The organism is Mycetocola zhadangensis (assembly GCF_003668565.1).
In the GTDB taxonomy this organism is placed as follows: Bacteria; Actinomycetota; Actinomycetes; order Actinomycetales; family Microbacteriaceae; genus Mycetocola_A; species Mycetocola_A zhadangensis.
In genome coordinates, this window is sequence record NZ_RCWJ01000002.1 from 381,994 (window position 1) to 402,110 (window position 20,117).

Here is a 20,117-nt window from a genome sequence, read left to right on the forward strand (position 1 = left end):
ACGGGCATCCGCTGCGTAAGGAGCAACACGCATGACAGACACCGCAACGCGGGCGATGGCCGCCCAGTCGACTACGCCCGCCAGGAAAGCGCCAAAGGTACGCGCGAAGAACCACACACTGATGCTCGTGCTCAACGTCGCGAGCGTCATTGCCGGAATCCTGATCTGGTGGGGATTCTCGCTCGCTGGTTTCCGGATTCCCGCCCCGGTCGAGGTCGCTGAGCGGGCTGTCACCGTCATCGGCGACGGAACTCTCGCTACCGACCTCGCGGCAAGCCTCACCCGCGTGCTGATTGGGTTCGCGCTTGGAACGCTCGTGGCCATCCCCGTCGGTTTTCTCATGGGTTGGTACCCCGTCGCCCGAGCGCTCATTGAGCCGTGGGTGCAGTTCTTTCGGACCATCCCGCCGCTTGCCATCATTCCGCTGGTCATTGTGCTCCTCGGCATCGGCGAGGAACCGAAGATCTTCGTGATTTTCCTCGCCGCGTTCTTCGCGTGCGTGATCTCCACCTTCCAGGGCGTCATCAGTGTTGACCGCACGCTCATCAACGCGGCTCGTGTGCTCGGCAGCAAGGACGGCGGCATCTTCATCCGCGTCGTCGTCCCAGCGTCGACGCCGTTCATCCTCGTCGGCATGCGCGTCGGTCTGGGCGCGTCGTGGGCGACCGTCGTTGCCGCGGAACTCATTGCCGCGCAGAACGGGCTCGGTGCCCGGATGCAGCAGGCCCAGATCTTCTACGACCTGCCGACGATTTTCGTGAACCTCATTGCGATCGGCATCCTCGGTTTGTTGATGGACCGCATTCTTCTCTTCACCGAAAACAAACTGACCGGATGGCAGGAACGCCGATGATCACCACCTACCCCGCCTCCACAGAGGCCGCCGACGCCGCTCGCATTTCGGTGCAGGGTGTCACGAAGACCTACAACCTCGCCGGCAAGGAGTTCTTCGCCCTCGACAACGTGTCGCTCGATGTCGCCGACAATGAATTCATCACCGTGGTCGGACCATCGGGCTGCGGCAAAAGCACCCTCATGAACGTGCTCGCCGGCCTCGACAAGCCGACGAGCGGCCAGGCCGTCGTCGACGGAAAGGTCGTCTCCGGGCCAGGCCCCGAACGCGGCGTGATCTTCCAGCAGTACGCACTCTTCCCTTGGCTGACCGTGCGCAAGAACGTCGAGTTCGGACTCAAAACGGCGGGGCTTGGCGCGAAGGAGCGCCGGGAAAAGGCCGAACACTTCATCGAAATGGTGGGACTCAGCCAGTTCGCCGATGCCCTGCCAAAGATGTTGTCAGGCGGCATGAAGCAACGCTGCGCCATCGCCCGTGCTTACGCCGTCGACCCCACAATCCTGCTCATGGACGAACCATTTGGCGCACTGGACGCTCTCACTCGAGTGAAGCTACAGGAGCAGCTTCTCGACACCTGGAGCCAGGAGAAGCGCACGGTTGTTTTCATCACCCACGATGTCGACGAAGCCGTGTATCTCGCCAACCGCGTGGTCGTGATGGCCGCTCGCCCCGGGCGCATCTTCGACATCATCGACGTCGATCTTCCATACCCTCGCACCGAGGAAATGCGACTGAGCCCCGAGTTCACCGCGCTCCGCAATCGGGTATGGCACGCGGTTTACCACCAAACCACCGGCGCAGCAGCCGGTTCGATGCCGTCAACCCTGACGGCCTGAACACCAAGGAAATCATGACAAACGCATTCGCCAAACGGGGCATCCTCGCCGCCGTCGCAGTTGTCGCGCTCGCACTCACGGGGTGCGCAGCTGACTCCGCAGGAGGCAAGGGCAGCGACGCCGCTGCCCCCGAAGAGCTCACACCGGTCAACTTCGGATACATTGCCGACTTCAACGGCGCCAGCCTCCTGGCCGTCGCGGACGATCAGGGCATCTGGGAGAAGCACGGGATCGAAATCACTCCGAGCGTCTTCACGAACGGACCACTGCAGATCCAGGCGCTCGGCACCGGCGACCTCGATTTCGGATACATCGGCCCTGGCGCCATGTGGCTCCCGGCGTCCGGCCAGGCGAAGATCGTCTCCATCAATACCCTGGGCAGTGCTGACCGAGTGATCGCACAGGCCGGCATCGATTCGCTGGAAGACCTCAAAGGTAAGAAGGTCGCCGTTCCCGAGGGGACCTCTGGCGACATGATCCTCAACCTCGCCCTCGAGTCCGTCGGAATGTCGATCGACGACGTCGAGAAGGTGGCCATGGACCCGTCGACCGTCGTCGCTGCCTTCGCCTCCAAGCAGGTGGACGCGGCCGGGATCTGGTACCCGCTGATCGACACCATCGAACAACAGGTGCCCGACCTCAACATCCTCGCCGAGAACGACGACTTCGCAGAGACAGTGTCTTTCCCGACTGCGTTCGTGTCAGCGCCCAAGTTCGTTGAGGAGAACGAGGAGACCGTGACGAAGGTCATCGCCGCTCTTCGGGAGGCCAACGACTTCCGCGCCGAAAACATGGACGAAACCGTCGCACTGACGGCCGCCATGCTGAAGCTTGAAGAGGCGAGCGTCGAAGCGGACTCCAAGAACGTGAAGATCATGACTTCGGCAGAACTCGACGAACTCACCGAGGACGGGTCGGTCACCGGATGGCTTGAGGGAATGAACGCCTACTTCGTCGGAGCGGGCAAGCTGCCCGAACCGGTCGACCCGGCAACCTACTACACCAGCGACCTCTATGTCGGAGCAGGCAAGTAGGTGACGAAGGCCAGCAACATCCTCTTCCTGATGACCGATCAGCACCGGGTGGACACTCTTGGTGCATACGGAAACGCGCTGGCGGAAACACCCGTGCTCGACGAGCTGGCTCGCACAGGAACGCGCTTTGACCGGTGGTACACACCCACCGCGATCTGCACGCCCGCCCGTGCGAGCCTGCTCACGGGGCAGGCCCCGTTCCGCCACAAGCTGCTCGCCAATCACGAGCGCAACGTTGGTTATCTGGAGGATCTCCCCGATGGTCAGTTCACCTTTCCGGAAGCGCTCCGCGAACACGGATACAACACCGGGCTGATCGGCAAATGGCACGCGGGCAACGAGAAGAACGCCGCGTACTACGGCTTCGACGGGCCCGACCTGCCCGGCTGGCACAACCCTGTGGAGAACGAGGATTACCTGGCCTACCTGACGGAGCACGGCCTGCCGCCGTACAAAATCAGTGACCAAATCCGTGGAACGCTGCCGAACGGCGGGCCGGGCAACCTGCTCGCCGCTCGGCTGCACCAGCCGGTCGAGGCGACATTCGAGTACTACCTGGCCACCCGCGCCATCGAGATGCTCGAACGCTACACCCGCGACCGGGAGAGCGACGGAAAGCCGTTCTTCCTCGCACTGCATTTCTTCGGCCCGCACCTCCCGTACGTTGTGCCGAACGAGTACTTCGACAGATTCGACCCGGCCGACATCGAGTTGCCGAAGTCGATGTCAGAGACCTTCGTGGGCAAACCGCCTGTGCAGCAGAACTACAGCGACCACTGGGCGTTCGACAGCATGCCGATCGAGACGAGCCGCAAACTCATCGCCATCTATTGGGGCTACGTAACGCTCATTGACGAGCAGATCGGCCGGGTGATGGAGGCGATGGACCGACTCGGGCTCACCGACGACACTGCGGTGTTCTTCAGTTGCGACCACGGCGAATTCACCGGCTCCCACCGGATGCACGATAAGGGTCCGGCGATGTACGAAGACATTTACCGGACTCCGGGCATCGTCCGGATTCCTGGAGCACCCGCCGGGCAGGTGCGCGACGAGTTCGTCAGCCTGCTCGACTGCACGGCGACGTTCCTCGAGCTCGCAGGACTCGATACCGCACCGGCCGTCGACTCACGCAGCCTCGTTCCGCTTGTGTCGGGCGAACAGCCGGAGTGGTCAGAGGACATCGTCTGCGAATACCACGGGCACCATTTTCCGATCGCCCAGCGGATGCTCCGCAACGACCGGTACAAGCTGGTCGTCAACCCGGAGTCGGTCAACGAGCTTTACGACCTCGAGCGCGACCCCGACGAGCTCAACAACGTCTACACGCTCCCAGACATGGCAGGCGTGCGCGAGTCCATGATGCAGCGGTTGTACGACGTGCTCCGCGGCCGCGGTGACAAGTTCTACCACTGGATGACCGCCATGTATGACGTTGGAGGGGTGGGCTACGACCCGTCCCTCAGCGGATTCGACGACGCGACCTACCAGAAGTAATCCCGGCTGCCACGTGGCATCCGTTGGAAAAATCACGAAGCGAGAACCATGACGACCCCGAACAAACGACCGAACATCGTGCTGATCCTCACGGATGACCACGCGTCTCATGCGATCAGCGCGTACGGCTCGGTGGTGAACACCACCCCACGCATCGACGAGATCGCCGACGCCGGAGTGCGCGTCGACAATTGCTTCTGCACCAACGCGCTCTGCACGCCGAGCCGGGCATCGATCCTCACCGGCACGCACAGCCACATCAACGAGGTCACGACGCTCGACACCCCGATCGACGCGAGCCAGCCGACCTTCGTGTCGCAGCTCAAAGCGGCGGGATACCGCACGGGCATCGTCGGCAAGTGGCACATGGGTGAGGGTGAGGGGCACGACCCGCAGAGCTTCGACTACTGGGCGGTGCTGCGCGGACAGGGCGAGTACTTCGACCCGCAGATCCTCACCGACGACGGCGTACACATCCAGCCCGGTTACGTGACAGACATCATCACCGACCTCTCGATCAACTGGGTCGAGTCGCTCGACGGTGACGAGCCCTGGTGCCTTCTCATTCACCACAAGGCGCCGCACCGCGCGTGGGAACCCGACGAGAAACACCAGGGCATGTACGCCAACGAGAAGATCCCGGTTCCAAGCACCTTCGACGACGACTACGCCACACGGTCGATGGCCGCTCGCCACGCCACTATGCGCGTCGCCGACTACCTCGACCTCAACGACCTCAAGGTCGCACCGCCGGAGGGCCTCACCCCAGACGAGCTCGCGCTGTGGAAGTACCAGCGCTATATGGAGGACTACCTCGCCTGCGTTGCATCCGTCGACGACAACGTCGGCCGGGTGATCGACTGGCTGCGTGAGCGCGGCGACTTCGACGACACCCTCGTGATGTACACCTCCGACCAGGGCTTCTTCCTGGGCGATCACGGCTGGTTCGACAAACGATTCATGTACGAAGAATCGATACGGATGCCATTGGTCATCAGCTACCCCAACGCGATCTCGCCCGCGAAACCGGTCGAGCAGCTCGTGACCAACGTCGATTTTGCGCAGACGATCCTCGACGCTGTCGGAATCGATCCCCACGAACGGATGCAGGGGGTCAGCTTCTGGCCGCAGCTCACCGGATCTCTCGAACCGACCCAGGACGCGATCTACTACAGGTACTACGAGAACGACGACCAGCACCACCACGCGCTCGCCCACTACGGCATACGGACCGACCGCTACAAGCTGATCTACTTCTACAACGACGGCATGGGCCTGCCCGGGTCCTCCGACCACATCTACCCGCCCGAGTGGGAGATGTACGACCTGGCGGAAGACCCGGAGGAGCTCAACAACGTCTACCACGCCGCTGCCTACGCCGAAATCCGCGACGAACTCAAGGTGCGGTTGTGGCAACTTCAGGCGGAGCTCGGCGATGCGCCGCACCCCTCGCAGCCAGCGCCCGTTGGTGCTTTGTCGGCTCAGTAGAAGGCGCAACCGTGACCGTCACGACCGAGGTTGAAATGATCCGCATTCCGGGCGGGCCGTTTCTCATGGGATCCGAGTCGTATTACCCCGAGGAAGCGCCGGTGTTTCGCGCGACTGTGGCAGCGTTCGAGCTCGACAAACATCCGGTCACGAATCGCCAGTTCTCCGAATTTACGGATGCCACGGGGTACGTCACCGTTGCCGAACGTCCTCTCGATGCTGCCGAGTTTCCGCAACTGAGCGTGGCGGAGCGTGCGGCGGGCAGCCTCGCGTTTCACCCAACCGATGGGCCTGTCGACCTGCGCAACTGGCGGGCGTGGTGGGCCTGGCAGCCGGGCGCGAACTGGAGACACCCGTTCGGACCCGATTCGGATATCTCTGACCGCGGGAAGCACCCGGTGGTGCAGGTGTGTTTTGCCGACGCGGCTGCATACGCCCGGTGGGCAGGCAAACGGCTCCCGACCGAAGTCGAGTGGGAACGGGCGGCTCGCGGAGGGGTCGACGGCCGCGACTTCGCGTGGGGCGACGAGCTCTCGCCAAACGGTCAACTGCTCGCCAACACCTGGCAGGGCTCGTTTCCGTATCGGAACACCGGCGCGAGCGGATGGGTGGGGACCTCGCCGGTCGGGTCCTTCCCGGCCAACGAGTTTGGCCTGGTCGACATGATCGGCAACGTGTGGGAGTGGACGTCGACCGCATTCACGACCGATCACCAGGCCCAACGGGCCGCGACAGCGAATTTGCTCGGGGCGTCGACGCAGCCGAGTGCCGGTGCAGGATGCGGCGACGGGTGCATGTGCGGACCGTCGGACTCAGGAAAGAGTGGGCTGTCGTTGGGCTCTGCCCCGAATCCGGCGGTCAGTCGCGTCACCAAGGGTGGCTCGCACCTGTGTGCTCCGGAATACTGCCAGCGCTACCGCCCGGCGGCGCGCTCGCCGCAGACCGAAGACTCGGCAACAACACACCTCGGCTTCCGCTGCGCGCGCGACGCCTGACGCAGCCGGGGTTGTTGCTCGGTCGCAACCGGCTGTTCAGCCCTTGCTCGGTCGCAACGGGCTGCTCATTTCGGAAATGAGCGACCGTTCTCGACCGAGCAAGCCTTCGCCCGCGAGCCAGCGACCGTTTGCGACCGAGCAAGCCTCGGCCCGCGAGCCAGCAACCGTTTGCGACCGAGCAAGCCTTCGCGCGCGAGCCAGCGACCGTTTGCGACCGAGCAGGGGTGGGCGGCACACGTTTCAGCTCAGGAAGGCCTCAACGGCATCCGCCGCCTTTCCCACACCTCCGTTCGCGCGGACCTCGGCACTGATCTCGGTGAGCCGGGCGGCGACATCCGGTGAACTCGCCACTCTGTTGACGGACTCGCGAAGTGTCGCCGCGCTCACCTCGTCGGCGGGCAGATGCGTGCCGACACCGAGTGACTCGAGCATCGCTGCGTTGCCGAACTGGTCAACCGCCTGCGGGATCGCCACGGTCGGAACCCCAAACCAGAGCGCCTCGGTGCAACCGCCCATTCCGGCGTGGGTGATGAACGCGCTCGCGTGAGCAAGCACGGCGAGCTGCGGCACCGTTTTATGCACCTCGACATTGTCGGGCAGGTCACCGAGTTCGGCCGGATCGACGTGCTGCCCGATGGCCATCACCACATGCCATCCCGAATCTCCGAACGCCTCGATGCACGCACGGTACACGGGAGCCTGGTCGTTGAACGCGGTGCCGAACGAGACGAGCAGCACCTTCGCCCCGCTCGCCGGCGGCTGCCAACTCGTGTCTGCCAGTCGCTCCGGATCCAGGCAGGGACCAACGAATTGAATGTTATCGGCGACCTTCTCGGCGTTCGGCTGCATGGCCCGCGGAATCAGCACCAACCCGTGCGCTGGTCGAGTTTGCCACACCGTGGCATCCGTTTGAATATTGTTCTTCCGCAGCCAAGCGTTATACGTCTCGTAATACGCGATTCCCGAAGCGGATGCCTGCAGCGCGTTGATGAAATCGGCAAAGTCGGTTTCGTACCCGTCCCAGGCGACATAGGTAGGCGACAGCTGCACGGCGGGAACGCTGTACCGGGCGGCGAGAAGGGGTGCCGGGAGACCGCCGATGTCGTAGAGGACGACGTCGGGCGGGTCGGTGTCGTATCGCTCGGTGAGGATCGGCATCACCGCGATGCCCTCATCGAGGAAGACGCGCATGGCTCCGCCCGGGTCGTCGGGCCACTCGGTGTCGTCGAGCGGCAGGATCGACGGGTGGGCGATGACCTCGGCTCCGGTCGGGGTGACGAGGTCGACAAGTTGTTCGCCGACCGTGTAGGTGACGCGGTGGCCGCGGTTCACGAGTTCGCGGATGAGGGCGAGCGATGGGTAAATGTGGCTGGGCGCTGTCGTGCCGACCATGGAGATGTGGTGTGGGGTGCGCATGGCGAAATCCTTTGTGTGAGCGCGGGCATTGCGCGACGCACGGGAGTTCACTCACGGGGGAGTGTTCGCTCGGTGGGGCCGCGCTATCGGAAGCCGGCCCTGCAGTGCGTCGCGTCAGGAATTGCGAATGCGCATGAAAATCCACATGGGGAACACCTTAGGCCGGAGGTGGCGGGCGCTGTCAAGGGTGCAAGCGTGGGCCGATGAGTAACCGAAACCACAAAAAGCGCTGCCCTTCCACTCGCGTTGAGTGGAAGGGCAGCGCTTTTGGATCGCCCTACTCGTCGAGCAGCCCGGTAACCGTCTTGTTCACCTCGGTGAGCGACGACGGCTCGGTAGAGAACGACAGAACCTTGTCCATGGCGTTGGTCATGAGTGCGTTGATCTCGACGGCGTTCTCCGAAAGTGGGAAGAGAATCGTTGTGTCGTCATCCACGTGAGTGGTGAACGCTTCGATGTTGAACCCGGTCTCGGCGAAACGCTCGGATGCCGTGTCACCCACCGCGGAAAGCGAGGGGAAGACGACGCCTGCGTCAGCGACGGTTGACTGGCACTCGGGAGAGGACAGGTACTTGACCCACTCCCATGCGGCTCCCTTGTTCTTCGACGACGCCGAGATCGAGTCAGCCAACGAGTTGAACGTGCTGGCGCGCTCGCCATCGACACCGATCGGAGTGGGAGCGGTGTTCAGCTTGACTCCCTGAAGCTTGGCGTACGTGTTGATGTTCCAGGCGCCATCCGTCACCATCGCGTACGACTCAGCCTGCATCTTCGACGACAGCGCTGTGCCGACGGTCTGCGACAGCGGCGGCATGTAACCCTTCTCGATCAGTCCACGCCACCACGCGATGGCGCTCTGAAAACGCTCATCGTCATAGTTGAACTCGCTGCCCCAGGTTGGCTCGTCCATGTAGGTCCAGCCGGTGGTTCCCGCGAGCATCGACCAGGTCACCTGACCGTAGCCTCCACCCGAGTCGTCCAGGCCGAGTCCGTAGGTCTCGACGCGCGTCTTGTCGAAGCCCTCTTCGTCGCCTCGCACACCGTTCTTGTCGACGGTCAGGTGAGCGATGACGTCTTCGTAGGTGCCACCGTCTTCGGGGTTCCAGGTCATCGATCCGAGCTTCTCTGCTGAAATCCCGGCCTCAGACGCAAGCTCCTCGTTGTAGAAGATCGCGACCGTGTCCCAGTCCTTCGGCATGCCGTACTGGTGGCCGTCTGCGGCGCGCCACAGGTCGACGGTGCCGTTGACGTACTGGTCGAGATCGATGTTGTCCTTCTCAACGAGCTCGTCGAGGTTCTCAATCAGCCCTCGCGACGCGTAGTCACCGTACTTCGAGCTGTGGTCGACGAACACATCCGGGGCCGAATCAGCCACGAACGACGTCATCAGCTTGTTCCAGTAATCGTCGTAGCCGAACTGCTCGATAGTGATGCTGATGTCGGGGTTCTTCTTCTCGAACGCCGTCGCGCAGGCCTGGTAGGCCGGCACCTGGTTCGAGTCCCACATCCAGTAGGTCAGATCTCCGGTTTCGCCCCAGGCGCCTTCCGACATTGCGCCCTGCGTGCAGCCCGCGAGACCAGTGGCGGTGAGAATTGCGAGAGCGGATGTCACGACCCGGCGAGAGAGGCGACGTCGCTTCGTGCGTGGTGATGTGAGTGTCATTTGATGCCCGAGAATCCGATTGAGTTGACGATCTTACGGCTGAAGATCACGAAGAGGATGAGGATCGGCAGCGCCGCCAGCAGTGCGGCGGCCATGAGCCCCGCCCAGTCAGGTGCGCCCTGCGGTGTCTGCGACCGGAACACACCGAGTGCCACCGTGAGCACTCGAACGCTGTTGTCGCTACCGACAAGCAGGGGCCAGAAGTACTCGTTCCAGGCCTGGATGTACTGCAGGATCGCCAGCGTAGCGAGTGGCCCCGTGCTCATCGGCAGGATGATCCGGAAGAAGATGCGCAGGTTGCTCGCTCCGTCCAGCCGTGCTGCCTCTTCGATCTCGCTGCTGATACCGAGGAAGAACTGCCGCAGGAAGAAGATCGCGAACGGCGTCATGAAGAAGAACGGCAGGATGATTCCGGCGTAGGTGTTCACCAGTCCGAGGTCGCGCATGAGCAGGAAGTTCGGCAGCTGGGTGAAGATCGGCGGAACCATCAGCGCGAGCAGGAACAGGAAAAACACCCCGTTGCGGCCGGGCCACTGCAGCCGGGCGAACGCGTATGCCGCAAGCGCTCCGAAGAAAACCTGGCCGAGCGTGATGCTGGTGGCGACGATCACCGAGTTGAGCAGGTATCCCCAGAAGTCGAGGCTCGCTCCTGATCCACCTTCCGCCTGCGCCTCACCGGTTGTGGCGATGCCGAGCACACGCTCGAACGCACCCCAGGTGAAGTCGACGGGAGCCAGGGAACCCGGGTCTGTCGCCAGCGCCGCTCCGTTCGAGAGAGCGGTGCGAAGCATCCAGTAGAACGGAAAGAGGGTGACGAGAACGAAGCCGATGAGTGCCGTCCAGGCGAGGACCTTACCCAGTGACGGCCGTGCGCGCCGTGCCGATGGGCGAGTTCGCCGCGGCGTTTCAAGTTGAGTTGTCATGGCGGGCTCCTAGTTGAGATCCGACTCATTGGCCCGAGTGAGGCGCAATTGGATGAATGCGATGACGGCGAGCACGAGCAGCAGCATCACTGACACCGCGGATGCGTAACCGAAGTCGAGCCGCTGGAAGGCGAGGTCGAAGATGTAGTACTGCACAACGCGGGTGGCGTCTGCCGGCCCACCGCTGGTCGTGACGGCCACCGTGTCGAACACCTGGAACGATCCGATCATGGTGATGACGAGCACGAGCGCTAGCACCGGGCGCAGCAGGGGAACAGTGATCTTCCAGAACATTTTCCACTCGTTCGCACCTTCGGTGCGGGCCGCCTCGTACACCTCCTTCGGAATCATCTGCAGCCCGGCAAAGATCAGCAAAGCTGTGTAGCCCACGTGACGCCAGGTGTTGACGAGCGCGATCGTCGGAATCGCCCAGCTCTCGTCACCGAAGAAGGCGATGGCGTTTCCGCCGAGCCACTCAATTCCCTGGTTCACGATGCCGATCTGGTAATCGAGCATCCAGAACCAGACCAGAGCGACAACCACGTTGGCCACGAGGTACGGCGCGACAACAACACTGCGGAGGAACGTCGACTGCGTGACCCGGTGAATGAGCACGGCAAGCGCCAGCGCCAGGATCGTCTGCAGCGTGATGTTGATCAGCACGTACTGCACGGTGACCCGCGCCGAGTTCCAGAACGTCTCGTCGCCAAACAGACGGGTGTAGTTGTCGAGACCCACCCAGACCGGATCGGTGAACACGTCGAAGTCCGTGAAGCTCAGGTAGATCCCTCGCAGCGTCGGCCAGAAATAGAACACGACGAAACCGAGAAGCGACGGTGCAATGAACGCGAGAGCTGTCCAGGTCTGGCGACGTGTGGCGCGACGCCGATTCGAGCGAGCGGATGCCGTGGGCTGGGCTGGTGTGGACGGCGTCGCCTCGGGCAGAAGCACTGTTGCCATGATCAGGCGACCTTTCGAACGCGAAGCAGCAGGAGCTGCTCGGGGTGAAGCGCTGGCACCTGCACACCGATCGTGCGAAGGGTCCGACCGGTCAGCCGGAGAGATCCTTCTGCCGTCCACGGTGCCGCGGTGTGTGAGCGGCGACGCGCGTTGTCGCCCGGGCTCTGCACGGTGACGTCATACACGGCGTCGTCGTCGAGACCTGGGAGCGGAATGGTGCCCGGGATCGCGGTCAGCGGTGTTGCGAGCTGAACGTAGGCGAAGAGAGCCTCGTCCTGCTCGGGTGAAACCACGCCGTGAAGGAGCGCCGACTCATCAAGTCCGTCTGCCCGAACGACACGGCCCGTGTGCACGAGCGAACGTACCTCTTTATAGAGGGCCACCCACTCAGCAAGTTCGGCGCGGTCCTCCGCTGACGCCTTGGTGATGTCCCACTCAATACCGAAGTGCCCGAACAGGGCGGTTCCCGCTCTAAACGACAGGCTCTGGGTGCGGCTCGTAGTGTGAGCCTTCGGTGAGCCAACGTGCGAGCCGACGAGCTCAGGCGGAATGAGCTGGCTTGTCCAGCGCTGGATTGTCTGCCGCTCAAGCGGGTCGATGACATCGCTGCCCCAGACCCGGTCGGTGCGCTCAAGGATTCCGAGGTCGACACGGCCTCCGCCGGAGGAGCACGACTCGATTTCCACACCCGGGTGACGGTCGCGCAGCTCATCGAGCAAGCGGTACAGCGCGAGGGTGTGTTCGTGCACCCCTGCTGCCCCGGTGGTGGAGTGTGCGGCTTCGAGCAGGTCACGGTTGTGGTCCCACTTGAGGTAGCCGATGTCGTAGGCGTTCAGCAGGTCGCTCAGCCGGTCGAGGATGTAGGTGTACGCACCGGGGTGAGCCAGGTCGAGCACCTGCTGGTTGCGCGATGGCACCGGCAGCCGGCTGGCTGGGGACAGGATCCACTCGGGGTGCGCGCGGGCAAGGTCGGAGTCCGGGTTGATCATCTCGGGTTCGACCCACAGTCCGAACTCGAGCCCCAGCTCGGTCACGGCGCTGATCAGCGGATCGAGTCCGCCCGGCCAGACATCCTCGTCCACGTACCAGTCGCCGAGACCCGCGCTGTCGTCCCGTCGGTGCAGGAACCAGCCGTCATCGAGAACAAAGCGCTCGGCGCCGACCTCGGCCGCGGATGCCGCCAGTTCGGTCAGGCGTTCCAGGTTGTGGTCGAAGTACACCGCTTCCCAGGTGTTGAGAACGACCTTGCGCGGCGAGGACGGGTGGGTCTGGCGTCCACGGAGGTAGCCGTGGAAGCGCGCGGCGGCGTCGTCGAGTCCGCGACCCCATGAGCCGTACACCCATGGGCTTTCGTATCGGTCACCGGTCTGCAGGCGGACCTCTCCTGAGAGCAGGAGTTCGCCGCCACCGAGCAGGGATGTGCCGTTGGACAGGCGCTCGGCGTACTCGCGGTGGTTGCCGCTCCACGCGACGTGCATCGTCCATACCTCGCCAGTGCCAAACCCGAATCCGGGGGTACCCGCGGCGAGAATCGTTGAGGCGTCTGTGCTCGTTCGGCCGCGGCGGCTGTCGCGCTGGTGTGCGCCGACGGAGAACGGCATGCGCTGCGGTGAGCGCTCGCGACCCCAGCGGCCGGCCAGGTCAAGCAGCTCGCTCGCGCGGCGCGGCACCGGAAGGGTGAGCTGAAGCCCATCGAGGGTGAACTCACCAGAGCCGGTGCGTTCGACGGCGGCGCGCTGGCGGAGCAGGCCGGTGGAAAGCAACTCAACGTCGAGAACGATTGTGAGTCCCGCCTCGTCATCGGTGGCTCGCACCGTAAGAGTCGTGGCATCCGCTGCGATGGACGTGGCCGTGAAGAGGGGCGTCCAATCGGTGCCTGAGGTGCTGTGGCCCTCGAGGCCGGGAAGGCCCCGCCAGCCGCCAGACGCCAGAGGAAGGATCTCGACGAGTTCAGGAACATCGAGGTCGTTCGGAACGACGGAGGGGACCGAGACGAGAGCGATGTTCTTCAGCTCGGATTCACCGATCTCCCCGAGGTCTTCCCCCCAGTAGAGGATGACGGGAAGGCGTCCGGCGCTGAGGTCGATGACCAGGCTCACACCTCCGTTCCGCAGATGGACGATCGGCGAAAACGATCCGGTGTTGCCCGCCGATGTCTCGGCGATGGGCTCGGATAACTGCGTCATTGCTACTCCTGGTGGCGGCCGCGTTGGCGCCGGTGTGAGTGGGTGGGATATCAGCAAGTTAGTTGCAATGCGAAACTAAGTCAACTCAAATCGGGAAAAAGATGGCTCATCAGGAGCTGATTTCGCGGTAGCTCGTCAAATTAAGTTTGATTTGGCAACTAAGGCAGGCGGTTCCGGCGATATTGTGGTTCCAGCGATTCGGCTTTGAGAGGGAAACATGCAACAGGACGTGCGGCTTCCGCTTGAGGGCTTGCAGCACGCTGTTGCGATTGATGTGCTGTTGCACGGCCCGCTCAGCCGAAAGCAGCTCGCGGCCCGACTGGGCGTTTCGCCTGGCACACTGACCCGGGTTGCCGGCCCGCTGCTCGAAGCCGGTCTGCTGGTGGAGCGAGCGCTCGTGCAGCGTTCGAGTTCTGGTCGACCGGGAATCGGTCGTCCGGAAGAACCCCTGGACCTCGAGCTCGGTCGCGATTTCTACGTCGGCGTCAAGATCACCGAGAACACACTGCACTGTGTCGTGACAACGTTGCGTGCTCAGCTCGTTACCGAGATCTCACGTTCGCTTGCAAGTCTTGAGCCGAGCGCGGTGGCGGACCAGATTACGGATGTTGTCGGTGAACTGAGCGAGGAAGGGCGCAATATCCGTGCTCTCGGGGTGAGCTTGGGCGGCCAGGTGTCGCGGAACAGCCTTGTCCTCGAAGCGCCACTGCTCGGCTGGAGTGACGTGGACCTCGGCGCACTACTCAAGGATCGAATGGATCTGCCCGTCGTGGTCGACAACGATGTGTTGTCGCTTGTGCGCGCTGAGCGGTGGTTTGGTGCGGCGAAAGACAGCGACCACTTTGCGCTGATCACGATCGGCGCCGGTATCGGCTACGGTCTCGTGGCCGGTTCAGGCATCCTCGAGGGACCCGACCCTGGACTCAGCACCATTACCCACTTTCCACTGGGCATCGGCGGGGGAGTGTGTTCGCAGGGGCACACGGGTTGCGCCGAGAGCCTGCTCACGACGAAGGCTCTCCTCTCCCGTGCTCGGCTTGCGCTCGACGAGAACGTCACCCACGACGAGCTGCTGGCGCTCGCCGACACGAACCCGGCGGCCGCATCCATCGTCGAGACCGCGGCATACGGGCTCGGAAAGCTCATCGCGTCCGTCGCGAACCTAGCATTGCCGGAGAAGATCATCCTGACCGGTGATGGCGTCGACCTTGCTCTGGCCAACCGTGAGGCGCTCGACCGCGGGATCAGCGATCACCGCAACCGTCGTGCGACACCGATTGACCTCGAAATCCAGACGGTGAGTTTCGCCGAGTGGGCGCGAGGCGCCGCGGCGACAGCGATCGAGACGTTCGTCGTCGGCCGCTGATTCGGGATCACTGGCCTGACCGGCTGCCGAGCTGATCGATCTTCTCGAATGCAGTGGCGCTTCCGGGTGAGGTCGAGACGCTGTGGGATGCAATTCGACCGCACCTGGCCGACTTCCCGAGGCACACGCTCGAATGGCTGATGCGTGGGGTTCGGCTAAGGCCGGTTGCGCCGCGCACCACGAAGGGAAAGCTCGGGCTATGAGTCCTCGTCGAATCGTTGACGGGCGATCCAAAAGCAGAAAGCAACACCGAAGATTTGCGTCGCGGCGAGCGGGAAGAAGCCCCATCCGAACGTATAACCGACCTGAATAAATGCGACGCCAAGGACTAGCAGTCCCAATGCAATCAGGAGATGCACGCATCCAAAAACGAAGTTCAGACGGGGCTGGGCGTTGAGTTGGAGCCAGGAGTCGCGCATTCGGTCCGCGTTCCTTGAGCGGAACAGAAGCATGAAGACGGTCAACAGGAAGATGGCGACGCAGACCCACGGGAGGACCACCGCCAACGTTTCCATGTGTCAAACAATACGAGTACGTCGCCCAAGCGGTGACGGGCTTTTGTTTCGAGGCCTGTGAGTCACCAAGTAGTCGGGTGTTACGGCCTCGCTTTCGAGCGGGGTCTGGTTCGTCCTGGCTAGCCCGACCGCTCAGCCTCACTGCGAAGTATGCAGAACTCGTTGCCCTCGGGATCGGCCAGTACCACCCAACCTGTTCCATCCGGCATTCGTCGGTCGTCAATCGCTCGGGCGCCCAGCTCCAACAGACGCGCTAACTCCTGGTCGCGCGTCCCATCGGCGGGCACAAGGTCAAGGTGCAATCGGTTCTTGACTTGTTTCGCGTCGGGGACTTCGATGAACAGCAACCTCTGGGTGCGGTCAGCTGAGAAGATCATGCATTCCTCATCTCCAGGGCCGTCGGGACTGTCGGCGTCCGGCGCGAATCCGAGAACTTTGCTCCAGAACACCGAAAGCGCGTAGGCGTTGAGGCAGTCGAAAGTGGTGTGCGAGATGAGAGCGGTCACGATGGCAATGCTGGCAGTATCTGTGCTGACGAGCAATGGGGACGTGCTGCTGGAGCCGTTCGCAGGCTAACCGCCTGATCCTTCATGAGTTCATGCTTAATTACAAAGTGGTGCGCTGCGAGCGCCAGCGCCTCCGCCGGAGGATCGCCGGTCGGCTCTGAGGCAGCCGCCCCGCGGTGCAGGCGACGACCGCGACGAAGGCACCAGCAAGCTCGTGTTTCCCTCGCCACTGAGTGACCAAAGAACACCCGCCGGGCACCTGTCGCGTGGTCCCGCTCGCATGGGGTGGTCATCCGTTCTGCCAATGCGATGGCATTTCCAGAAACGCGGGCAGAGACGTTGCGTGGTTGCCCTTGGCGGCGTTGAGCTGCGGCTGAGTCAGGTACAGGGCCTTCGAGAGGTCAGCTTCGTCGAGTCGGGCGTCTCTGAAGTCTGCGCCGAGCAGATCCACACCCGACAGGTCGCTTGACCGCAGGTCCGTGGCGATGAGATAGGCCCCGCGAAGGTTTGCCCCGCACAATCGGCGGGACCGGAAATTCTGACCCATCAGGTCCGCGCCCGGTTCCAGTGCGGCATCGAGGTGGTCATCACCAACGGCGAGGTACGACGCCCGCACTTCTTCGCTGACCTCGATCAGCAGCGATCTCACTTGGGAGTGAAGATCCTGTAAACCGAGCGCAAGCAAGTCCGACAACTCGCCCCCGACGGCCTGCTCGATAGTGTTCCTAAGCTTTGCCCCACGACGTGAGGCGTCGGGATCGAAGGTTCGCGTCTGCGCCTCAACCAGATACCAGAGCATCTCGTGGAGTTGCCGGGCCGCAGCGAATGCGGCAAACATGTCGCTTCTGGAGTCGGGGTCCTCGATCCAACTCTTCCCGGCGAAAAGGCCCTGCGATACGTTCTGGCCTGCTCCAAAGCAGTCGAAGACTGTGCACCCACGGAAGCCCCTCGGGCGCAGGCTGTCGTGGATTGTGCAGGAGAAGTCGGATGCCAGATTGTGGCACGGGGAGCCTGCGGGTTTGTCGACAGAGAAGTCTGCTGAGCGGGTGAATCCGAAGGCCGTGCAGCAGAGAGCGAAGCAATTGCCGCAGTCAGGGCGCAGGGCTGACCGGTCGAGGGTCGGCGAAAAAGGCTCGAGAGAGTTCGGTGATGTCATGTGAGAGTGATCTTCCAGTAATGAGTTCAGTTGGCGGCCGGTATGCGGGGGAACTCCACGTGGAGCTCCCCTTTCGGGCGCACGGAATCATCGCTCCTGCATCGGGGAGCGTGCTGGTATCGCTACAAGGACACTGGGTCACAGAGAAAAATGAAATATCACTGGCATCAGAATAACTGACCTGCGACATTCGGTGCCTGCAACTTTCGTCATTGCAAACAAGTGATGCCGTCGAAGCTCGATCTGAGAAGATCGAGCAATGCAGATCCCCGAGCAGCGGCCGCCGTTGACCGATGCGCTTACCGGCGTCGAGTTTGAGCGGTGGTACTGGTTGAAGGACGAACTGCTCACGTTCGCTCGCTCGCGCGGCATTCGCACATCTGGTGGGAAAGACGAACTGGCCGCCCGCATCCGCGCCTCGCTCGATGGAGTCGCATCGCCCGCATCGCCCGCGTCGACGCGCCCCGCCCGGGCGGCCCGACAGCTCGCGGAACCCCTCACCCCGCACACCGTGATTCCGGCTGGGCAACGCTGCAGCCAGGTGTTGCGGGCGTGGTTCGAGACCGAGATCGGGCCCTCGTTCACCTTCGATGCGCCGATGCGTGATTTCGTCGCGACCTCACATGGCACGGCCACTCTGGCCGACGCGGTCGCCCACTGGCATGCCACCCGGAACGCCGAACCAACCGAGATCGGCAGCCAGTTCGAGTTCAACCGGTTCACCCGGCGGTGGCACGAGAGCCACCCTGGCGGCGCGCGAGCCGAGCTGCTCGATGCCTGGCGTGCGTACCGAGCGCTACCGGCCGACCAGCGAGAACGAGCGTAGCCCCCGCTAGATCCACCCCTGCTGCCACGCGATCTCCGCCGCCTCGTGCCGCGACCTCGCATCGAGCTTGGTCATCGCCGACGACAGGTAGTTGCGTACGGTCCCCGGGGCCAGGTGCAGCCGATCGGCGATCTCCTGCACGCTCATGGTCGACCGGCTGAACCGCAGCGCATCCAGCTCACGGTCGGTGAGCGGGCAGCGTTCAGCCGTGAGCGCGGTCGCCGCGATTTCCGGGTCGATATAGCGTTTGCCCGCAGCCACATCGCGAATCACATCGGCCAGTTCCTCGGCGGGGGTCGACTTCGGCACAAACCCAGACACCCGAGCGGCGAGCGCACGTCGCAGCACACCCGGGCGGGCGTGCCGCGTCACGATGACAACCTTTGTGGCCACCGTCGACAGAATCCGCGCGGCCGCCTCGAGCCCATCGGCCTGCGGCATTTCGAGGTCAAGCAGGCAGACATCGGGCTTCGTCTGCAGCGCCATTTCGGCGGCAGCAACACCGTTGTCGACACTCGCAACAACCTCGATATCCGGCTCCAGGTTGAGCAGCGCACTCAGCGCCCCACGAATCAGGTGTTCATCGTCAGCAATTAACAAACGGATGCCACGTGGCACGGATTCGCTCACGCTTCAGCCCTCACCTTCGCCGGAACAGACACCCGCAACGCGAAACGGTCATCCGAAACCTCGGTCACCAACTGCCCGTTCAGTGCTGACACCCGGTTCCGGAGCCCGGCGAGACCGCTGCTGTCGACTTGCCCCGTGGCATCCGTCGCCGAATTCAGGGCGTTGTTGTCGATCTCAAGGGTGCTCCCGTCGGCGGTGGTTTCGAGGCGAATCGAGGCACGGGTTGCTGAACTGTGCCTGAGGATGTTCGTGGTCGCCTCACGAACGACGAGCGCGAGCACGCGCCGCACGTCGGCACCGGTCGGCAGGGCACCGAGCTGCAACTCGCAGTCGGCGCCGGCGGCGGTGAGCACCTCGCGAGCGTTCTCGAGCTCGGAAGCCAGGTCGACGTCGCGCAGCCCGGCGACGAGCGCGCGGGTCTCCTCGAGTGCCTGTTTCGCGATGAGCCGGGTCTCGTGCACGTGCTCGCGCGCGGCGTCAGGGTCGATGGCGAGCATCCGCTCGGCCAGTTCGCTCTTGAGCGCGATGACCTGCAGGTGGTGGCCCTGAATATCGTGCAGGTCGGAGGCGAACCGCAGCCGCTCCTGTGCAACGGCGAGATCGGCCGCGACAGACCGGTGGCGGTCGAGCGTCACGACGATTTCCCACCACCAGAGGCTCGACAGGATCATGGCAGGCAGGAGCGCGCCGTAGCTGAGCAGCAGCCAGGCCCGCCCAGCGCTGTCTAGGTCGAACGGGTTATTGAGAAGTCCAGCCGCAAGCAGCGGGTGCGCGATCGTGACGATCGCCGCGAGCAGAATCAGCGTCCAGCGCTGCCGCTTCGGCAGCAGTGGCGCAACGACGTTCGCGGCCAGCCACAGAGGGAGCGCGGCGAACAGGCCAGCACCCTCGGCAAACAGTCCGAGCACCCAGGCCACCAGTGCCGGAGCCGCAAGCGTCACCGTCCAGGCGAGGCGTGGCATCCCGCCCCCACGGCCAACGCGGAGGAACCAGCAGTACCTCACCTGCACGACCGACGAGAGCAGCACGAGGGCAACAAGCATTCCGTCGAGAAGTGACCGCGACGCCGAAAAGTTCGCCAACGCTGTCAGCAGCAGTATCGCGTCGAGCACCACGAAAAAGAACACGATTGCACCCAGGGTGTACATCCAGGTGGTCTGCACGCTGCGTGCTTGTCCGGCTGGTTGTGATTCGTCGAGCGAGTCGATCGGAGCGGAGTACCGGCTCACGACGAACGCCGTTCGGTCAGTGCTGAGGGGAACATGTC

18 protein-coding genes are annotated in these 20,117 nt (G+C 63.5%); 8 read left to right on the top strand and 10 right to left on the bottom strand.

The genetic code is table 11. From position 1 onward, the window contains the following. Positions 1–31 precede the first annotated feature (31 nt). From D9V28_RS08390 to D9V28_RS08415, 6 genes are read left to right on the top strand one after another with little or no spacing between them, the layout of a single operon-like run. The gene (locus D9V28_RS08390; RefSeq protein WP_229727872.1) at positions 32–853 is read left to right on the top strand and encodes an ABC transporter permease; all 822 of its coding nucleotides are present in this window, start codon (positions 32–34) and stop codon (positions 851–853) included. Further along, positions 835–1,689: an ABC transporter ATP-binding protein gene (locus D9V28_RS08395; protein WP_183086473.1), complete on the top strand. Its 855-nt coding sequence runs from the start codon at positions 835–837 to the stop codon at positions 1,687–1,689. The genes D9V28_RS08390 and D9V28_RS08395 overlap by 19 nt, the downstream gene beginning before the upstream one ends. Before the next feature lie 14 nt (positions 1,690–1,703). Then, entirely contained in the window at positions 1,704–2,723 is a 1,020-nt protein-coding gene (locus D9V28_RS08400; protein WP_121659268.1) for an aliphatic sulfonate ABC transporter substrate-binding protein, read from the top strand. Continuing rightward, complete coding sequence (locus tag D9V28_RS08405; protein ID WP_229727870.1) at positions 2,724–4,220, top strand: sulfatase family protein; 1,497 nt, start codon at positions 2,724–2,726, stop codon at positions 4,218–4,220. Positions 4,221–4,268: 48 nt separating this feature from the next. Further along, entirely contained in the window at positions 4,269–5,708 is a 1,440-nt protein-coding gene (locus D9V28_RS08410) for a sulfatase family protein (RefSeq protein ID WP_121659269.1), read from the top strand. Between the two features lie 11 nt (positions 5,709–5,719). Further along, entirely contained in the window at positions 5,720–6,703 is a 984-nt protein-coding gene (locus D9V28_RS08415; protein ID WP_308472497.1) for a formylglycine-generating enzyme family protein, read from the top strand. Between the two features lie 240 nt (positions 6,704–6,943). Here D9V28_RS08415 and D9V28_RS08420 read toward each other — a convergent pair whose 3' ends face one another. The 5 genes from D9V28_RS08420 to D9V28_RS08440 form a co-directional block, all read right to left on the bottom strand. After that, entirely contained in the window at positions 6,944–8,119 is a 1,176-nt protein-coding gene (locus D9V28_RS08420) for a macrolide family glycosyltransferase (protein WP_220700475.1), read from the bottom strand. A gap of 277 nt (positions 8,120–8,396) precedes the next feature. Further along, positions 8,397–9,782: an ABC transporter substrate-binding protein gene (locus D9V28_RS08425; RefSeq protein WP_121659270.1), complete on the bottom strand. Its 1,386-nt coding sequence runs from the start codon at positions 9,780–9,782 to the stop codon at positions 8,397–8,399. Continuing rightward, positions 9,779–10,705: a carbohydrate ABC transporter permease gene (locus D9V28_RS08430; protein ID WP_121659271.1), complete on the bottom strand. Its 927-nt coding sequence runs from the start codon at positions 10,703–10,705 to the stop codon at positions 9,779–9,781. The genes D9V28_RS08425 and D9V28_RS08430 overlap by 4 nt, the downstream gene beginning before the upstream one ends. Before the next feature lie 9 nt (positions 10,706–10,714). Continuing rightward, positions 10,715–11,665 carry a carbohydrate ABC transporter permease gene (locus D9V28_RS08435; RefSeq protein WP_121659272.1) on the bottom strand — a complete coding sequence of 317 codons (951 nt, stop codon included), beginning with the start codon at positions 11,663–11,665 and terminating at the stop codon, positions 10,715–10,717. A gap of 2 nt (positions 11,666–11,667) precedes the next feature. Continuing rightward, a complete protein-coding gene (locus D9V28_RS08440; protein WP_121659273.1) occupies positions 11,668–13,851 on the bottom strand; it encodes an alpha-galactosidase in 2,184 nt (727 codons plus the stop codon). 217 nt (positions 13,852–14,068) lie between these two features. On the opposite strand from D9V28_RS08440, the gene D9V28_RS08445 reads away from it, so the two are divergent. Further along, the gene (locus D9V28_RS08445; protein ID WP_121659274.1) at positions 14,069–15,217 is read left to right on the top strand and encodes an ROK family transcriptional regulator; all 1,149 of its coding nucleotides are present in this window, start codon (positions 14,069–14,071) and stop codon (positions 15,215–15,217) included. A 197-nt stretch (positions 15,218–15,414) separates the two neighbouring features. Here the strand turns inward: D9V28_RS08445 and D9V28_RS08450 are convergent, their stop codons facing one another. The 3 genes from D9V28_RS08450 to D9V28_RS08460 all read right to left on the bottom strand — a co-directional run bounded on the left by D9V28_RS08450 (position 15,415) and on the right by D9V28_RS08460 (position 17,394). Then, a complete protein-coding gene (locus tag D9V28_RS08450) occupies positions 15,415–15,732 on the bottom strand; it encodes a hypothetical protein (RefSeq protein ID WP_147440948.1) in 318 nt (105 codons plus the stop codon). Between the two features lie 119 nt (positions 15,733–15,851). Beyond that, on the bottom strand, positions 15,852–16,238 hold the full coding sequence (locus D9V28_RS15950; RefSeq protein ID WP_147440949.1) for a VOC family protein: 387 nt from the start codon (positions 16,236–16,238) through the stop codon (positions 15,852–15,854). Between the two features lie 289 nt (positions 16,239–16,527). Next, positions 16,528–17,394: a pentapeptide repeat-containing protein gene (locus D9V28_RS08460; protein WP_121659277.1), complete on the bottom strand. Its 867-nt coding sequence runs from the start codon at positions 17,392–17,394 to the stop codon at positions 16,528–16,530. A gap of 259 nt (positions 17,395–17,653) precedes the next feature. Between D9V28_RS08460 and D9V28_RS08465 the strand changes: the two genes are divergently transcribed. Beyond that, positions 17,654–18,220: a DUF6434 domain-containing protein gene (locus tag D9V28_RS08465; RefSeq protein ID WP_121659278.1), complete on the top strand. Its 567-nt coding sequence runs from the start codon at positions 17,654–17,656 to the stop codon at positions 18,218–18,220. A gap of 6 nt (positions 18,221–18,226) precedes the next feature. On the opposite strand, the gene D9V28_RS08470 is transcribed toward D9V28_RS08465, so the two are convergent. Together D9V28_RS08470 and D9V28_RS08475 are read right to left on the bottom strand one after the other, a co-directional pair. Then, on the bottom strand, positions 18,227–18,850 hold the full coding sequence (locus D9V28_RS08470; protein WP_183086474.1) for a response regulator transcription factor: 624 nt from the start codon (positions 18,848–18,850) through the stop codon (positions 18,227–18,229). Next, positions 18,847–20,079: a sensor histidine kinase gene (locus D9V28_RS08475; protein ID WP_229727868.1), complete on the bottom strand. Its 1,233-nt coding sequence runs from the start codon at positions 20,077–20,079 to the stop codon at positions 18,847–18,849. The genes D9V28_RS08470 and D9V28_RS08475 overlap by 4 nt, the downstream gene beginning before the upstream one ends. Positions 20,080–20,117 lie beyond the last annotated feature (38 nt).